Raw genomic sequence first — 15,161 nt, forward strand, 5'->3', positions numbered from 1 at the left:
TTCCGATTTTCGTGAAGGAGCGCGGGGTCTTGAAAAAAGTATTTCAAAAGCCGATCAAAAAGCAGATCATGCTCCTTTTTCTTCCGGTGGTGATTGCCGCGGTGCTGATCATCGGATTATTCGCGTATTTCTTTGAAACGAACAATATCAAAAAGAATGCCTCTTTTCTCACGCAGAGCATGGTGAGCCAGATCTCGATTCTGCTCAACGACAAAATGATGACCGCCTTTACGCAGATGATCAATCTGTCGGGCAGTCCGGCGGTCAACACTCTTTTGCTCAGCGAGAGCTCTTCAGAAGAGGACTTCAGCAGTCTGATGACCTGCTACAGCAGCATGGAAGAGATTTACCGCAATTATGACCAGATGATCGATTCGCTGTATTTCTGTAACAACCGCGGGATCGAGGTCAAATATTTTGTCAGCGATGTGCCAAAGCACATCGGTCTTTCGCTGACCCAGTGGATGAAAAAATACAACACCTCGCCGCACGGGGTGTACTGGCTGAATGACCACCGGGACGACGTGTTCCAGACAACGACGCCGCATAAGGTGATTTCCGTGTTTCGGATCATCGGTTCGCCGCAGTCCGCCTCCAGCGGGATCATCCTCTTTAATTTAAACAGCAGCTATTTTTCCGGGATTCTCGATAACGTCCATGTGTCTGAAAACGGATACATGATGCTGATCAGCAGGGACGGTACGCTGCAGTCCGCCGCAATGCAGAACCGGTATTGCCTGACGCTTTCCGCCGTGGAGAAGCTTAAAGAGCATTTCGGCTCCAGCGGCAGCACCGTGCTGCGCAGCGTGACAAATCAGCGAATGATCGTCACTTACCAGAGCATCGAGGCCAACGGCTGGATCGTCGCGGCCGTCATGCCGGAAAGCGACCTGCTGAGCAGCGCGGGGGAATTCAAATACATATTGCTGGTGCTGATGCTGGCGCTGACGCTGCTCGTCATCTTTCTTTCGAACCTGCTGGCCAAGAGCATTTCCAAACCGATCGAGTACCTTTCCGATCAGGTGATCAAGTTTGATAATGGGGATATGAACGTCAGCTTTCAGGTGGATGCCGGCAACGAGATCGGTGTTCTGGCACACGGTCTCTCTTATTTGAAAATCGCCGTCACAGAGCTTCTGGCGCAGGTGCGCCGTGAGCAGGAGCAGAAAACCAAAATGCAGCTGCTGGCGCTCCAGGAGCAGATCAAGCCGCATTTTCTGTACAATACCATCGGCTCCATCCGCCAGCTGGTCAATATGAGAAACAATCATATGGCAAGCGATATGTGCGTAGAGCTGGCCCGTTTTTACCGGCTGGGCATCAGCGGCGGCAAAGAGATCGTCACGGTCAGAGAAGAGCTGGAGCATGTGGCAAGCTATCTGGAAATTCAGAAAATGCGCTACGGCGACGACTTTGAATATGTCATTGATGTCAAGGAAGAGCTTTTGTCCATCCAGATTCTCAAGCTGAGCCTGCAGCCGCTCGTGGAGAACGCCATTTACCACGGGATCAAAACAAAAGACGGCATCGGGATGATTCTGGTCAGTGGGGAGAAGCAGGAGGACCGTGTGATTCTGACCGTGTACGACGACGGTGTGGGCATGGACAGCGAAAAGCTCGAAGACCTGCGCGGCACGCTGAAGCTGCCGCCCGAAGTAAATCATACCAAATATTTTGGCCTGCGGAATGTCAATACCCGTTTAAGGCTATACTTTGGGGAGCAGTCCGGAATTGTATTCGAAAGTGTTCAGGGAGTTTATACCCAGGCGAGCATTGTGATTCCGCTTGCCGGCTCGGGGGAGGGGGAATGAGTTTTCGTGCATAAGCTGTTGATTGTTGATGACGACCAGATCATCCGGGCCGGGATGAAGCAGAATATCAACTGGGAGGAAAACGGCATCGAAGTGGTGGGAACCGCCAGCAACGGGAGGGAATGCCTCGAGATGATCCCGAGCAGCCTGCCGGATATCATCCTCACCGATATCAAAATGCCCTTTATGGACGGCATAGAGCTGATGGAGGCGGTGTACCGGCTGTACCCGCACATCAAGGTCGTTCTGCTGACGGCGTACGGCGATTTTAAATACGCGCAGATGGCGCTGAACTATAAGGTCTGCCAGTACGTGATGAAATACGATCATAACTCTGAGGTTTTGGGCGCTGTGCTGAAAGCCGCCAAGGAATCCGACGACCAGAAGGATAACGTCGAGATTGTAAAGCGCGGACGAAAGCTGCTGGAGAATAAATTCTTTTACGATCTGGTGGTCAATTTTCAAAATGACGACGAACTGGGGGAGCGCGCAAAGCGCCTGAATATCCGTTTTATCAGCTCCATTTTTTGCGTCGTTTGTATCGATGTCGGCAAACGAAGTGAACGGGAGGCGGAGATTCTGCTGTGGCAGAAAAAGCAGCTTTGCGAAAAGATCGGGGAACTGCTGCAAAGCCGCCTGAGTCTGCCGAATGTGCAGGTATATTATTTTGTGGGCGATATTTACCTCAATCTGGTCGTCAACTTTGCGGAGCGGCTGTCTGAAAGCGAGCAGGAGGCATTCTTCGTTCAGCTCGAGCAGGCGTTTTCTCTGGTGAGAGAAACCCAGAGCGTAACGCTGTCCGCCGGGGCCGGTTCGCTGTACAAGGGGTATCCTAATATTTTAAAATCCTATACGGAAGCGACGCAGGCCCTGGAAATGAAAAGCATGCTGGAATCCCGCCTGCAGGAGGGGAAGAATCTCATCCGGTTCGAGGAGCTGAGAAACAGCAGCGTTTCGCATGCCGCTGTTCTGCGGCAGGTGTTGTCGTTTATGGATTCCAATTATCATCAGGAGGACCTTTCGCTGAACCGGATCGCCGAGGAGGTCCATCTGACGCCGAGCTATATCAGCACTCTGTTCAAAAAGTACCAGGGGGTCAATCTCAGTGATTACCTGATGGAGCTTCGCGTGAAAAAGGCGATGAGCCTGCTGGCGGAAACAGACCTGAAAACGTACGAAATATCCGAAAAGGTGGGGTACAGCAACCCGCAGTATTTCAGCGTGGTTTTTAAACGAATCACCGGCTCTGCCCCGGGGGAATACCGCAAAATAAGCCGTGCCTGATGGGCGGGGTAATAGGGAAGCAACTTCGGAATCCCAAAACCACGAGATAGACAGTCAATAGAAGGGTATGTTAAAATGATCCAGAAGTCAAAATGATTCGTTTTTATTGATTGAGGTGGTCTTGTGAAGTTACGAGAGGAATATACTTGCCCTTTGGAATTGACCCATGACATAACCAAAGGAAAATGGAAGCCCATGATTCTGTGGCAGCTGGGGAAGGGCAAAATGTCATTATCGCAGCTTGAGCGCGATATCAAGGGGGTCAATCAGAAAATGCTGTTGGAGCAGCTAAAAGAGCTGCTGGATTTTGGAGTGATTGAAAAAGAATCTTTCGAGGGCTATCCTCTAAAAGTAGAATATTCATTGACGGAACGTGGGCACAAATTGTTAGAAGCGATCGTCATCATGCAGTCGATCGGGATCGACCTGATGAAAGAGAACGGTATGTTTGACGTTCTCAAAGAACAGGGGTTTATTTGATGAAAAGGATACCCACAAAAAAGTGGGTCATTTACTTCGTCGTTGCATCATGCTATGCTTGCAGCAGGAGGCGATAAAGTGTTAAGAGATGCGGAGAAAACAATAGGAAATCTGATTGACAAACAGAGCGTTTCTTTTATTAGTTCAGTGGATGAAAATGGATTCCCGAATACAAAGGCCATGCTTCCCCCGAGAAAAAGAGAGGGAATCCAAACCTTTTACTTTACAACAAACACTTCTTCGATGAGGGTGTCTCAGTATCGCTCTAATCCAAAAGCGTGCATCTATTTCTGCGATAAAAGGTTTTTCCGAGGGGTAATGCTGATCGGCACAGTTGAAGTGCTGGAGGACGCCGCAAGTAAAGAAGTGATTTGGCAGGAAGACGACACGCAGTATTACTCTAAAGGTGTTACAGACCCGGACTATTGCGTCTTGAAATTCACGGCAAGTGCAGGTCGATATTATGCGAATTTTAAGTCTGACAGTTTCTCAATTGAATAAGAGTCACAAGATACTGAATACGCTTCATTCATGGCACGATTGGGGTTCCGATTGCGGTTCCGGTTCCAGTTCGAGTTCCGGTTCCAAATCTGTCCCCGATTTTTGATTCATTGCCAAAAACAGTGCGGGAATCACTGCGGCCACGGTAAAACCGATTGCCCACCAGAAAGAGACGTTGAACGCCCCGGCAACCGCCTGAAGATCGGAGCCGGCGCGGCCCGTCGTCTGCGGCTGGGCGACGGTCGCGAGAATGGCCGACCCGAAAGCCCCGCCGATGGTCTGAAAAATCCTTGTAGAGATGCTTGCGTGGGGAACCTGTTCTTTGGGGAGCCCAATATAAGCGGACATCATAATTGCAATAAACAAACCGCCAAGCCCGGCCCCCCTGATCAACAGAGCAGCAGCCAGAAGAATCAAATTCGTATCCGTACCGGCAAAGGCAAACGGCAGCGTTCCGATTGCGACAGCGGCGAGGCTGAAAAGCACAATATTACGAGAGCCGTCGCGGTCGGCCGCTTTTCCGGCCCAGCTTCTGGTGAGCAGCATCCCGATTCCCTGCGGCAGCAGCCACAATCCGGCGGACAGGGCGCTTGCTCCGCGCACCTCCTGGTAATAGAGCGGCAGCATCAACATGGCCCCATTTGTGATGATTCCGCTGAAAATCAGCAGGATATTGGAAGCCGTAAAATTCACGGATTGGAACAGCCGCACATTCAGGGCCGGTTCCCGTTTCGTATTCAGAGCATAGATGATATACGATGCCATCAAAACCACGCCGAGCATCAGCGGAACATAGACGGCGCTGCTGCCGAAACCTCCATGCTTGGCGACCTGAGCAATGCCGTAGATCAAAAGGGCAAACGCGGGGCAGAGCAAAAGCATACCGAATACATCGAGGGATGCTTTCTTTTCTGAGAGCTTATCGGCCGGGATTCCCCACCAGGCCAACACAATCGCTACGATGCAGATCGGAATATTGATCCAGAAGATGGCGCGCCAGCTCAGGCTGCTGACAATGATTCCCCCCAGCACCGGGCCAAGGATCGGCCCCAGAAGAGCGGGTATGCTGACAATCGCCATGATCCGCCCAAGATTGCGTCCCCCGGAAACCTGTACGAGCTCCGTTTGCAGGGTCGGCATCATCAGCCCGGCGCCGAGCCCCTGAATGACCCGGAAACCGATCATGCTTTCTATGTTCCAAGACAGCATAGAGCACACGGAGCCGACTAAAAAAAGCGCCAGCGAGAAGAGGTAGGATCGTTTGCCGCCAAATCGTTCGGTGGCCCATCCGGAAATCGGAACGGCCAGCCCCATCGCCAGAACGTATCCCGTCGTGATCCACTGTACCGTGGAAAGGGCTGTCTTCATATCGGCTGCAATGGTATGCAGGGCTACATTGACCATCGTTGAATCAAACAGCGGCGCAAGAGCGCCGACAACAAGAATAATTGCAACCCGAAGCACCACTGGGTCGAGTTTTTCTTTTGCCGGCTTCACATTTGTTGTGTTCATGAGAAATCTCCTTTTCCTTCAACTAGGAAACAATTGCGTTTCTTATATGAATATGATATGATAAATTCAAATCGAATTCAATGGGAATTCTCCATATAGAAATAAGAAACTTTTTAGTTTCTTATGGATGTTCCTACAACAAAGATACATTGATTGTCGGGGCTCGGAGGGAGATAAAAGATGGAAGAACGAAAGAAAGAGACGCGCCGCCGCGGCGAAGTTCTGGAAGAGGCGATCCTGCGTGCCGCGTGGGAAGAACTCGCGGAAAAAGACTATGTGCATCTGACAATGGAAAGCGTCGCGACGAGGGCGGGGACCAATAAGGCCGTTCTTTACCGCCGATGGGACAACAAGTCGGAGCTCGTGATGGCCGCCCTGCGCAAGCATTTGCCAAAAATTACGAATGAGGTTCCCAATACGGGCAGTCTGCGCGGCGATGTATATGCCTTTCTTCATGCGCGTGTGGAACCGATGAGAACAATCAACGTGCAGGCGATCCGGGGGCTTATGATGGACCCACGGGTTTGGCGTACCATAGCCTCCTTTATGCCGCAAATTTTCCAGAAAAGATCGGAAAACAAGCTGACGGCGGCGATGATGACAATTATGAAAAACGCGGAACTCCGCGGAGAAATCAGCCTTGAAAAGCTGTCGCCCCGGGTCATCACATTGCCGCTGGACCTGCTGCAGTGTGAGCTGATCACAAAGCAGGAGCCCGTTTCCGACACAGCAATAACGGAGATCGTGGACGATATTTTTATGCCGCTGATCCATGCGTCACAACAGCAATAAGGTACTAATCGGGGGCTGATGTGGTCAGCTCCTTTCGGGTGAGTTTGCTTGAAATTTCATCGTGACAAGAAAGACGGGTGCGCGGTCGCGGCATCCGTTTTTGTGTGATAGAGTTCCGCCCGTTGATGGTCAATCTCGTTTTATGCCTTCGGGTCACTTCCTCATAGGCCCTGCGCATTTGGGTACGGCTTGTTCGGTTTGCCGCCAAAGTTCGGCTGATTTTGAGAGGGAATGATTTTTCTGTGCCAAAACAGGCAGAAAGATTTCTATTCTGAACAAATTTTAAGCGTTTCGTGAAAAAAGGATAGTAAAATATTTCGGATTGATTTTGGTAAATATGTATGGTATGATTTTTTTAATTCAATCAGTGATTCGGCAATGAGGCCTCATTCACGGTGCACCCAGCACCGCGAATGAGGCCTTTCTTAGGTGGTTGGCCGGCGATCATCCAAAATAGAATTGCTGTGATATAGTTCGGTGCACTTTCAAATCGGAGGATTCAAAATGGAATCTTCGCAGGTTTGGAGCGGCACGCCTACAACACAGTCCAATCATATTGAGGAGGAAAACGAATGAATGCTGTCAACTCAGGGGACATCTCTTGGATGCTGACCTCTTCCGCTCTTGTTTTAATTATGACCCCCGGTCTTGCCCTGTTTTACGGGGGAATGGCCGGTCGAAAAAACACAGTCAATACCGTTATGTCGTCCGCTTTTATCATGGGCCTTGCTTCTATTCTTTGGGTTCTGTTCGGATTTTCCCTGTCCTTCAGCGGCGGAGCCGGGGGAATCATCGGTGATTTCAGCTGGTTCGGCATGAATTTTACAGAGGATTCGGCGGCTGCCGCTTATGCGCCGACAACCGTGTGTTTTGCAGTATTTCAGATGATGTTTGCCATCATCACTCCCGCTTTGATCACCGGCGCGCTGATCGGCAGAATGCGCTTTTCCGCTCTGTTTGTTTTCATCGCCCTGTGGTCGGTTCTGGTCTATTATCCGTTGGCGCACATGGTGTGGGGCGGCGGTTACCTGATGGAGCTGGGCGCGATCGACTTTGCGGGCGGCACAGTGGTTCACATCAGCTCCGGCGTCAGCGCTCTCATGGCCGCTATCTGGCTGGGCGCCCGCAAAAAGACCGAAAAAGAGGCGGCTCGCCCGCACAATATGCCCTTGGTATTTCTCGGCGCGGCGCTTCTGTGGTTCGGCTGGTTCGGCTTTAACGCAGGCAGCGCGGGCGCGGCCAATACTCTGGCAGTACACGCGTTCATGACCACCAACACCGCCTGTGCGGCAGCAATGCTCTCCTGGATGCTGATCGAGAAACTCCGCACAGGGAAGACAACGCTTGCGGGCGTTTCCACCGGAATCGTCGTCGGTCTGGTTGCCATTACTCCCGGCGCGGGCTTTGTACCGATCTGGGCTTCTCTGGTGATCGGTGCTTTGGTCAGCCCCATCTGCTATTTCTTCATTACCGTTGTCAAACCCAAGTTCGGCTATGATGATTCTCTGGATGCGTTCGGATGTCACGGCATCGGCGGAGTCTGGGGCGCAATTGCAACCGGCATCTTCGCGGTAAAGGGCTTCAACCCCGATCCCAGCGCAGATGTGGTACAGTGGAACGGTTTGTTCTTTGGTCAGAGCGAGCTGTTTGTGCGCCAGCTGATCGCGATCGGCATTACGCTGGTGATTTCTCTGGTCGGCACGGGAATTGCTTTGGGTGTTACTCAGCTGGTCTTGAGAAGAATCCGTGTCACCCCCGAAGAGGAAGCGCTCGGCCTGGATATTTCCGAGCATGGGGAGCCTGCCTACCCGGCCTTTGACGGGGTGGATTCTGCGAATGCAGGCTTTGCTTTCACCGGAACCGAGGAGGTTTACTCTGAAAAAGCATCTCATGCGGTAAAAGCGAAAAGTGCCGAACTCCCCGGCTGACCAATCGCTTTAAGGATGTATACAGTGTGTGCAAGTCCATCTAACAATTGCTTATAAGACCTTTTTATAGAAACTACTCCTCTTCCGCCGAAAGGCGGGGAAAAGCCCGCGGCCTCCCCATAGCCGCGGGCTTTTTCTGTGCGCCGGCACAAGTGATCTTTCGATATGTTTTTTATTTTCAAAATTTTGATATTTTGGAACAAAGTCCCAGTCCGCTTTTTTCTGTGCGGCTCATGGAATCATCCGCTGAAATCTTTTGAAAAATCATGATGCTTATTCAGACTAAGATTTTACATTGCGATTGCCATGCAAATAATTGCCTCGAAAAACGCTGTGTTTCAGACCATGCGGCAGGAAATAATAGAATTGGGCCAATCGGCGGGTTGAAAATGAAAAGGGAAAGGCAAATTATGGATAATAATAAGAACAGAATGAAGGACAGACCGAAAAGCAATCCGGAGCTCAGAAAAATGAAGCCCCGGGAAAATTCAGACGTTGGGATCATCAATGGCAAAAAAATAGGACCGCATGACGCCGGATTTGAAAAAACGAAGGAGGACATGAGATGAACACCATGCTTTGCAGTGTGTCAGGTCTTCAGAATAAGGAAGGCAAAACCCAGATCAAAAACGCGCTCAACAAGATCAAGGGGGTCAATCAGGTTGGGGTCAACCTCGTTACAGGCAGCATACAAGTCAAATACAATGAGCCCGCAACGGAAATGGAGCTGAAAAACTGCATTGAAAACACGGGCTTCCGGATTGAATACGAATAGGAGATTATTATGGCTGATAATAAAAAGAAAAGTACAAAGAACGGAAAAAAACAAGATGGAAAATTCCGTTCCAAAAATGTGAAGCATGATCCCAGTGCGGAAAGCGCAAGGGCGGTTTTCGGCCTGAGAGAGCCGGAGCAAACGGATAACAGGCATTTATCGATCTAAAAAAACCGGTGAACCATATCTTGGTTCACCGGTTTTTTACATATCGATATTTATTCCCCTAAATAGGATTTCAGCAGCACCTGCAATAATTCGTCACGGTCAATGCGGCGAATCAGGCTGCGGGCGTTGTTATGCGCCGTGATATACGTAGGATCCTCAGAGAGGATGTACCCTACAATCTGATTGATCGGGTTATATCCTTTTTCTTTCAAAGCATCGTAGACAGTGGTCAGGATAATTTTAATATCCTCTTCACGGTCGCCGGGAAAGGAAAAAGTCATCGTTTTATCGAACATGGATACACCTCCAGTATGATAATCATACAATATTTCACGGTGGAAAACAAGGGGATTTCGTGACAAAAATCGAAACGGATTTGATTTGTCCTGAAAATCAGGAGCGCAGCAGTGCGCCGATTTTCTCCAGCTCCTGGAACACCTTTTTCATCACAGAGCTGGTGGCCTCTTCGTTGAGCGTGCCTTCGCCGGAACGAAGAACCAGGCTGAACGCCACGCTCTTTTTGCCGGCCTCGATCTGCTCGCCCTTATACACATCGAACAGGCGGACGCTTTCCAGCAGCTTGCCTGCGCCGCGCACTATAGCCTTCTGCAGGTCGCGCACCGGAATCTCGTCGCTGCAGATCAGTGCCAGGTCACGGGTGACCGCCGGGAACTTCGGCAGGGGCGTATAGTGCTTTTCGGTCTGCGCGCAGCGGAACATCAGGTCAAGGTCAAGCGTAAAGCTGTAAACACGCTCGCCGATGCCGTAATTCTCCTGCACCTGGGGATGAATCTCACCCAGAACGCCAAGGCGTTCGCCATCGATCGTGAGCACCGCGCAGCGGCCGGGATGATAGCTGAACTCCTCCGACGCGGCGGCAATATCCCACCCGGTGACGCCGACGCGTTCCAGCAGGTCTTCGACGATGCCCTTCAGGGTGAAGAAGTCCGCATCGTTTCCGTACAGGCCGGCGATGAGCACCTTGCGCTCTACGGGCAGCTTGTCGGGCTCGGTGGGCAGGTATTCTCTGGCGGGTTCAAACAGAGCGGCAGCCGCGTTGCGGTTGTTGTAGTTTTTCGCCAGAATCTCCATCATGGAGGGCAGCGCCACCGTACGCATCATGCTTGTGTCCTCGCCCAGCGGGTTCGAGATCACAACAGAGCGGCGCAGAGGGGAATCCACAGGCATGCGGATTTTATCGTAATACTTGGGGCTGATGAAGGAATACGTGGTGATCTCGCTCAAGCCCAGCGCCAGCATTGCGCTGCTGACTGCGGAATCAAATCTCTGGCGGGCGCTGAATTTGCCCTGTGCTCCGCCGGGAAGGCTCTGGCTCGGAATGTTATTATACCCATAAAAACGGGCGATTTCCTCGGCAATATCCGCTTTGTGCTGCAGGTCGGGGCGGAACGTCGGCACAACGACGGTGTCGCCGTCCAGACGGCAGCCGATGCGGCCAAGGATTTCCTCCATCTGCGCTGCGGAAAGCTCGCACCCGAGGAAGCGATTGATCCAGTCTGCCTCAAGAGGAATGCGGCGCGGCTGAACCTCGATTGTGCCGTCCATCATTACATCGTCCAGCACGTCGCCGGCATCGAGCAGCTCAACGAGCTCGCAGGCGCGTTCCAGCGCGGGCAGGCAGTTGTTGGGGTCAAGTCCCTTTTCAAAGCGGGAGGAAGCGTCGGTGCGCATGCCAAGCGCTTTTGCGGTCAGGCGGACAGAAACGGCGTCGAAGCACGCGGATTCAAACACAATCGTCGTGGTGTCGTCCATGATGCCGCTGTATTCGCCGCCCATTACGCCCGCCACGGCGACCGGCTTGGCTGCGTCGGCAATCACCAGGTTGCTTTCATTCAGCTTGCGCTCCACGCCGTCCAGTGTCGTGATGCTTTCTCCGGCCTTCGCGCGGCGCACGCGGATGTTTCCCTGCTCTACAAAGCGCAGGTCAAAGGCGTGCATGGGCTGGCCATATTCGAGCATGACATAGTTGGTGATGTCTACAATGTTGTTAATGGGGCGCACGCCCATCACGCGCAGGCGCTCCCGCATCCAGCGGGGAGAGGGCTTCACCCGCACATTTTTGACAATGCGCGCACAGTAGGCAGAGCAAAGGTCAGACGCCTCGATCGCGACGTCCAAAAGCTCCTTTCCGCTGCCGTGGCCGCCCTTTACAACCGGGGTGTGCAGAGTCAGCGGCTTCTGGAAGGTGGCAGCCACTTCGCGCGCCAGACCGATCACAGAAAAGCAGTCGGGGCGGTTCGAGGTGATCTCAAATTCCACCTGCGTGTCGTCAAGGCCAATCGCCTGCTGAATCGGGTCGCCGGGCTTGCAGTCCTCCTGCAGCACGAAAATGCCGTTTTCAATCGCATAGGGGAAGTCGTTCAGCGTCAGGCCCAGCTCGCTCAGGGAGCACAGCATGCCAAAGCTCTCTACACCGCGCAGCTTGCCTTTTTTGATTTTTACGCCGTTCGGCAGGGTAGAGCCGTGCAGCGCCGCAGGAACCAGATCGTTTTCCTTCAGGTTCTGCGCACCGGTCACGATCTGAACCGGCTCGATTTCACCGACATCAACCGAGCAGATCAGCAGGTGATCCGAATCGGGGTGCGGCGTAATCGACAGTACGCGGCCGACGACGACCTTGTCAATGTCGGTTCCCTCTGTGTGGTATTCTTCTACTTTCGAGCCGGAAATCGTAACTGCCTCCGTGAAATCACGCATGGGCATCGGGTCCAGCGCAACAAATTCCTTTAACCATTTCATCGAAAGATTCATTCTGTGCTCACCTCCTAAAACTGCTTCAAGAATCGGATGTCGTTCTCATAGAATAGACGCAGATCGTCAATGTTGTAGCGGCGCATGACGACGCGCTCCAGGCCCATGCCGAGCGCAAAGCCGCTGTACACCTCTGGGTCGATGCCGCAGTTCGAGAGCACCTTCGGGTGTACCATGCCGCAGCCCAGAATTTCGATCCAGCCCTCGCCTTTGCACAGGCGGCAGCCCTCGCCGTGGCAGTTAAAGCACTGCACATCCACCTCGGCGGACGGTTCTGTAAACGGGAAGTGATGCGGGCGGAAACGCACGACGGAATCCTCGCCGTACAGGCGCTTGACAAAGGTTTCGAGCGTATCCTTCAGGTTTGCGAAGGTGATGCCCTTATCCACAACAAGTCCCTCGATCTGGTGGAACAGCGGGGAGTGGGTGGCGTCCACCGCGTCGGAGCGGTACACGCGGCCGGGCGAAATGATGCGGATCGGCGGCTGTGTTTTCTCCATCACGCGCACCTGTACGGGGGAGGTCTGCGTGCGCAGAACGATATTGTCGTTGATATAGAAGGTATCCTGCGTGTCGCGCGCGGGGTGATTTTTGGGGATGTTCAGCGCCTCAAAGTTGTAGTAGTCGTACTCTACCTCGGGGCCGTCTACGATTTCAAAGCCCATGCCGACGAAAATTTCTTTGATTTCGTCCAGTACGATCGAGAGCGGGTGTTTCGCACCCAGCTCGTGATGCTTGCCGGGCAGAGTCACATCCAGTTTTTCCTGCTCCAGACGTGCCTGCACAACCTGATCCTTCAGCTCGGAGGCGCGTTTCGTCAGTTCCTCCTCAATCAGAGAGCGAACCTGATTGGCCAGTTGGCCAATCACCGGACGCTCTTCGGCGGAAAGGCCGCCCATCTGCTTCAAAATAGAGGTCAGCTCGCCCTTTTTGCCCAGGTATTTGACCCGAAGCGTTTCCAGAACCTGCTGTCCCTTTGCCTGGGCCAGCTCTTTTACCGCACTGTCGCGGATGGCTTCCAGCTGCTGCTTCATGAATATTCTTCCTTTCGGTGTGTTTTGTGGGAGTGCCGCATTACGAAATAAGTGCTTCGATTTCTTTTTCGCAAAAGAAGAAAAAAATCGCTGGTCTTTCAGTACTTTGCCGTGCGTGTTTCGCTTGAGAACAAATACGCGGAAATAAAAAAGCCTTCGTCCCCTTATGAAAAAGGGACGAAGGCAAAACTCCTCCGCGGTACCACCCTGATTTTTGAATCCTCAAACACTTTTGCGGCCTGTAACGGTGCCTTCCGTCGCCGCCTACTTACAATAGGTTCAGCAGCGCCGCTCCAAAGGGAACTTCTCCGAAATCTATCCGCAAGCATGCTTCCAGCCCATGGCACGCTCTCTCTGTCCGGGGAAAAACGGGTACTTTCCTTTTTCTTCGCGTTATTTATATTCAATATATCACGCCCGGAATATTTTTTCAAGGGGCAAAAGTCTGCTGTTTTGCACTGTTTTGCACAAGATCGCAAAAATAGAATGCGATTGGACAATTCAGAAAAAATAAGAATTGGCGCTTCGCTGGTTGGAGGCCAAAATCCTTTCAACAATTTTCCGGTACACCGATTCACTGCCTTGCTTCCTATGAATTTCTTTGTGATTTCACTGTCCGGCTCCTGTGACAATCCTGCAATTTTGTTTTCTCACAGATATCATTGCGATACTTGACAAAAGCGTATGGCAACCATATACTATGGACATGGATAAAATGATAAACGACAAACATGAAATTGCGTACAAATCTCTGCATTTAGCGCTTGCCTTAGTTGATCTGGATAAAAAGACCCGTTATTACGGGACAGATGTGCCGATTTTTCACTCTGAAATACATGTCATCATGGCCATCGCCGAGCATCCTGGTATTCATGTGGGCGGTTTGGCAGATATACTGGGAGTAACAAAAGGCGCTGTTTCTGAAATCCTTAAAAAACTGGAGAGAAAGGCTCTGGTAATAAAGGAAATTGATGATCTTAATTTATCCAGGTATTCATTGAACCTGACTGAAAAGGGTAAAAAGGCACATAACAACCATATGCATTACCATGCTGTTTTAAATAGTATGGTAGAAGATGAGCTAAAAAATGCTTCCGAACAGGAATTGGCGTTTCTAATAAACTTTTTGTCGTCCCTGATAAACAGGGTGAAATTTTTCAATGAAAATTTTGATGAATAAAATTTTTGCGCGAGCGTATAGCTGCTATACGCATTTTTTAATATCGTTATGTTAGAAGGTGCTAACATCAAAAAGAAAAAATCTTCAAAGTCCTCTATGGCTTCTGGTAATAGTGAAATGAGTGAGCAGGGGCACAGGGAGAAAGGGATTGAAGCGGAGGAAAAGAATGTATGCGCCGTTTACAATTCTTTCATTTCGTGCATTTCTTTTCCGCTTTACCTGTATGGTTGCCCAATGTTTCCGCAGGCTCGTTCTTTTGATCATAAGCAGGAAAAAGAAGAAGCTGATAAACTCTTTCAAAAGAAAAACGAATGAATCTATCCGGGCGTATCGCACAGATACGCATTTTATCTTCGATTCACATAAGGGGGATCAGTGGTGGGTAAAAATACATGTTCTCATCCGGGGAAGAAAATGAGCCCTTCCAAGGAGGAATATTTAAAAGCGATCTATCAGTTGTCGGAAAAGGCGCGGTTCGTCCGTTCCATTGATCTTGCTGTTTATTTGGGAGTTTCAAAGCCCAGTGTGAATAGTGCTGTAACTGCATTACAGGAAGAGGGATTCGTTGTAAAGCCCTTGCACGGTGAAATCTGCCTCACTGATAAAGGACAAAAGCAAGGGCAAATCATTACAGCAAAGTTTCAGCTGATCAAACAACTATTGATTCACTATTGCGATGTGAATGAGCAAACGGCAAGCGAAGATGCGTGTAAAATGGAGCATCTCATCAGCGATGAAACTGCTTTTGCTTTGAAAAATGTTTTAAACAAGTGTGAAAGATCCTTCTCGAACAATAAAGAATTGAAAAAGTAATCCTCCGTTTCAAATTGTCCGATTTGGGTACTGAAGAAAAGTGCAGGTATTTTCAGGAGGAACTGATTCATGAATCAATGAAGTGGTGCGGACTGTCATTGAGAAAGAGAT

At 50.9% G+C, this 15,161-nt stretch carries 15 protein-coding genes and 1 other annotated feature; of the genes, 11 read left to right on the plus strand and 4 right to left on the minus strand.

Going from position 1 to position 15,161, the window contains the following annotated elements; translation table 11 throughout:
• Positions 1-29: 29 nt before the first annotated feature.
• The 4 genes from TY09_RS06885 to TY09_RS06900 all read left to right on the plus strand — a co-directional run bounded on the left by TY09_RS06885 (position 30) and on the right by TY09_RS06900 (position 4,076).
• Positions 30-1,811 carry a sensor histidine kinase gene (locus TY09_RS06885; RefSeq protein ID WP_009066511.1) on the plus strand — a complete coding sequence of 594 codons (1,782 nt, stop codon included), beginning with the start codon at positions 30-32 and terminating at the stop codon, positions 1,809-1,811.
• A gap of 6 nt (positions 1,812-1,817) precedes the next feature.
• Positions 1,818-3,095 carry a response regulator gene (locus tag TY09_RS06890; protein WP_042432379.1) on the plus strand — a complete coding sequence of 426 codons (1,278 nt, stop codon included), beginning with the start codon at positions 1,818-1,820 and terminating at the stop codon, positions 3,093-3,095.
• A gap of 123 nt (positions 3,096-3,218) precedes the next feature.
• Entirely contained in the window at positions 3,219-3,575 is a 357-nt protein-coding gene (locus TY09_RS06895; RefSeq protein WP_042432382.1) for a winged helix-turn-helix transcriptional regulator, read from the plus strand.
• Positions 3,576-3,629: 54 nt separating this feature from the next.
• Positions 3,630-4,076, plus strand: coding sequence for a pyridoxamine 5'-phosphate oxidase family protein (locus TY09_RS06900; RefSeq protein WP_042432385.1), 447 nt, complete (start codon positions 3,630-3,632; stop codon positions 4,074-4,076).
• A gap of 24 nt (positions 4,077-4,100) precedes the next feature.
• Here TY09_RS06900 and TY09_RS06905 read toward each other — a convergent pair whose 3' ends face one another.
• On the minus strand, positions 4,101-5,588 hold the full coding sequence (locus TY09_RS06905) for an MDR family MFS transporter (RefSeq protein ID WP_042432388.1): 1,488 nt from the start codon (positions 5,586-5,588) through the stop codon (positions 4,101-4,103).
• Between the two features lie 180 nt (positions 5,589-5,768).
• Between TY09_RS06905 and TY09_RS06910 the strand changes: the two genes are divergently transcribed.
• The 4 genes from TY09_RS06910 to TY09_RS18925 all read left to right on the plus strand — a co-directional run bounded on the left by TY09_RS06910 (position 5,769) and on the right by TY09_RS18925 (position 9,251).
• The gene (locus TY09_RS06910; RefSeq protein ID WP_042432391.1) at positions 5,769-6,380 is read left to right on the plus strand and encodes a TetR/AcrR family transcriptional regulator; all 612 of its coding nucleotides are present in this window, start codon (positions 5,769-5,771) and stop codon (positions 6,378-6,380) included.
• Between the two features lie 572 nt (positions 6,381-6,952).
• Positions 6,953-8,308, plus strand: a complete 1,356-nt coding sequence (locus tag TY09_RS06915; RefSeq protein ID WP_009066749.1) for an ammonium transporter — start codon at positions 6,953-6,955, stop codon at positions 8,306-8,308.
• 565 nt (positions 8,309-8,873) lie between these two features.
• The gene (locus tag TY09_RS06920) at positions 8,874-9,083 is read left to right on the plus strand and encodes a heavy-metal-associated domain-containing protein (protein ID WP_009066735.1); all 210 of its coding nucleotides are present in this window, start codon (positions 8,874-8,876) and stop codon (positions 9,081-9,083) included.
• Between the two features lie 9 nt (positions 9,084-9,092).
• The gene (locus tag TY09_RS18925; protein ID WP_009066625.1) at positions 9,093-9,251 is read left to right on the plus strand and encodes a CPC_1213 family protein; all 159 of its coding nucleotides are present in this window, start codon (positions 9,093-9,095) and stop codon (positions 9,249-9,251) included.
• A 50-nt stretch (positions 9,252-9,301) separates the two neighbouring features.
• Here TY09_RS18925 and TY09_RS06925 read toward each other — a convergent pair whose 3' ends face one another.
• From TY09_RS06925 to pheS, 3 genes are all read right to left on the minus strand, one after another.
• Positions 9,302-9,547, minus strand: coding sequence for an IreB family regulatory phosphoprotein (locus tag TY09_RS06925; RefSeq protein WP_042432393.1), 246 nt, complete (start codon positions 9,545-9,547; stop codon positions 9,302-9,304).
• Positions 9,548-9,644: 97 nt separating this feature from the next.
• Complete coding sequence (pheT, locus tag TY09_RS06930; protein ID WP_042432395.1) at positions 9,645-12,023, minus strand: phenylalanine--tRNA ligase subunit beta; 2,379 nt, start codon at positions 12,021-12,023, stop codon at positions 9,645-9,647.
• A gap of 14 nt (positions 12,024-12,037) precedes the next feature.
• Positions 12,038-13,057 (minus strand): phenylalanine--tRNA ligase subunit alpha, encoded by a 1,020-nt coding sequence (pheS, locus tag TY09_RS06935; RefSeq protein ID WP_009066587.1) that lies wholly within the window; start codon positions 13,055-13,057, stop codon positions 12,038-12,040.
• A gap of 170 nt (positions 13,058-13,227) precedes the next feature.
• Positions 13,228-13,455 (minus strand) — a binding site (T-box leader).
• 308 nt (positions 13,456-13,763) lie between these two features.
• On the opposite strand from pheS, the gene TY09_RS06940 reads away from it, so the two are divergent.
• The 3 genes from TY09_RS06940 (at position 13,764) to TY09_RS06950 (ending at position 15,050) form a co-directional block, all read left to right on the plus strand.
• Positions 13,764-14,237 (plus strand): MarR family winged helix-turn-helix transcriptional regulator, encoded by a 474-nt coding sequence (locus TY09_RS06940; RefSeq protein WP_035317383.1) that lies wholly within the window; start codon positions 13,764-13,766, stop codon positions 14,235-14,237.
• A gap of 48 nt (positions 14,238-14,285) precedes the next feature.
• The gene (locus tag TY09_RS06945; protein WP_042432398.1) at positions 14,286-14,552 is read left to right on the plus strand and encodes a hypothetical protein; all 267 of its coding nucleotides are present in this window, start codon (positions 14,286-14,288) and stop codon (positions 14,550-14,552) included.
• Positions 14,553-14,615: 63 nt separating this feature from the next.
• Positions 14,616-15,050, plus strand: a complete 435-nt coding sequence (locus TY09_RS06950) for a metal-dependent transcriptional regulator (RefSeq protein ID WP_042432400.1) — start codon at positions 14,616-14,618, stop codon at positions 15,048-15,050.
• The last annotated feature ends 111 nt before the right edge of the window (positions 15,051-15,161 follow it).

The sequence above is a fragment of the Faecalispora jeddahensis genome (assembly GCF_000577335.1).
Classification (GTDB): domain Bacteria; phylum Bacillota; class Clostridia; order Oscillospirales; family Acutalibacteraceae; genus Faecalispora; species Faecalispora jeddahensis.

What these genes read in the sequence shown, in the direction of transcription:
- TY09_RS06900 (WP_042432385.1), top strand. Translation starts at nt 3,630, where the DNA reads ATGCTTGCAGCAGGAGGCGATAAAGTGTTAAGAGATGCGGAGAAAACA.
- TY09_RS06905 (WP_042432388.1), bottom strand. Translation starts at nt 5,588, where the DNA reads ATGAACACAACAAATGTGAAGCCGGCAAAAGAAAAACTCGACCCAGTG.
- TY09_RS06910 (WP_042432391.1), top strand. Translation starts at nt 5,769, where the DNA reads ATGGAAGAACGAAAGAAAGAGACGCGCCGCCGCGGCGAAGTTCTGGAA.
- TY09_RS06915 (WP_009066749.1), top strand. Translation starts at nt 6,953, where the DNA reads ATGAATGCTGTCAACTCAGGGGACATCTCTTGGATGCTGACCTCTTCC.
- TY09_RS06920 (WP_009066735.1), top strand. Translation starts at nt 8,874, where the DNA reads ATGAACACCATGCTTTGCAGTGTGTCAGGTCTTCAGAATAAGGAAGGC.
- TY09_RS18925 (WP_009066625.1), top strand. Translation starts at nt 9,093, where the DNA reads ATGGCTGATAATAAAAAGAAAAGTACAAAGAACGGAAAAAAACAAGAT.
- TY09_RS06925 (WP_042432393.1), bottom strand. Translation starts at nt 9,547, where the DNA reads ATGTTCGATAAAACGATGACTTTTTCCTTTCCCGGCGACCGTGAAGAG.
- pheT (WP_042432395.1), bottom strand. Translation starts at nt 12,023, where the DNA reads ATGAATCTTTCGATGAAATGGTTAAAGGAATTTGTTGCGCTGGACCCG.
- pheS (WP_009066587.1), bottom strand. Translation starts at nt 13,057, where the DNA reads ATGAAGCAGCAGCTGGAAGCCATCCGCGACAGTGCGGTAAAAGAGCTG.
- TY09_RS06940 (WP_035317383.1), top strand. Translation starts at nt 13,764, where the DNA reads ATGGATAAAATGATAAACGACAAACATGAAATTGCGTACAAATCTCTG.
- TY09_RS06945 (WP_042432398.1), top strand. Translation starts at nt 14,286, where the DNA reads ATGTTAGAAGGTGCTAACATCAAAAAGAAAAAATCTTCAAAGTCCTCT.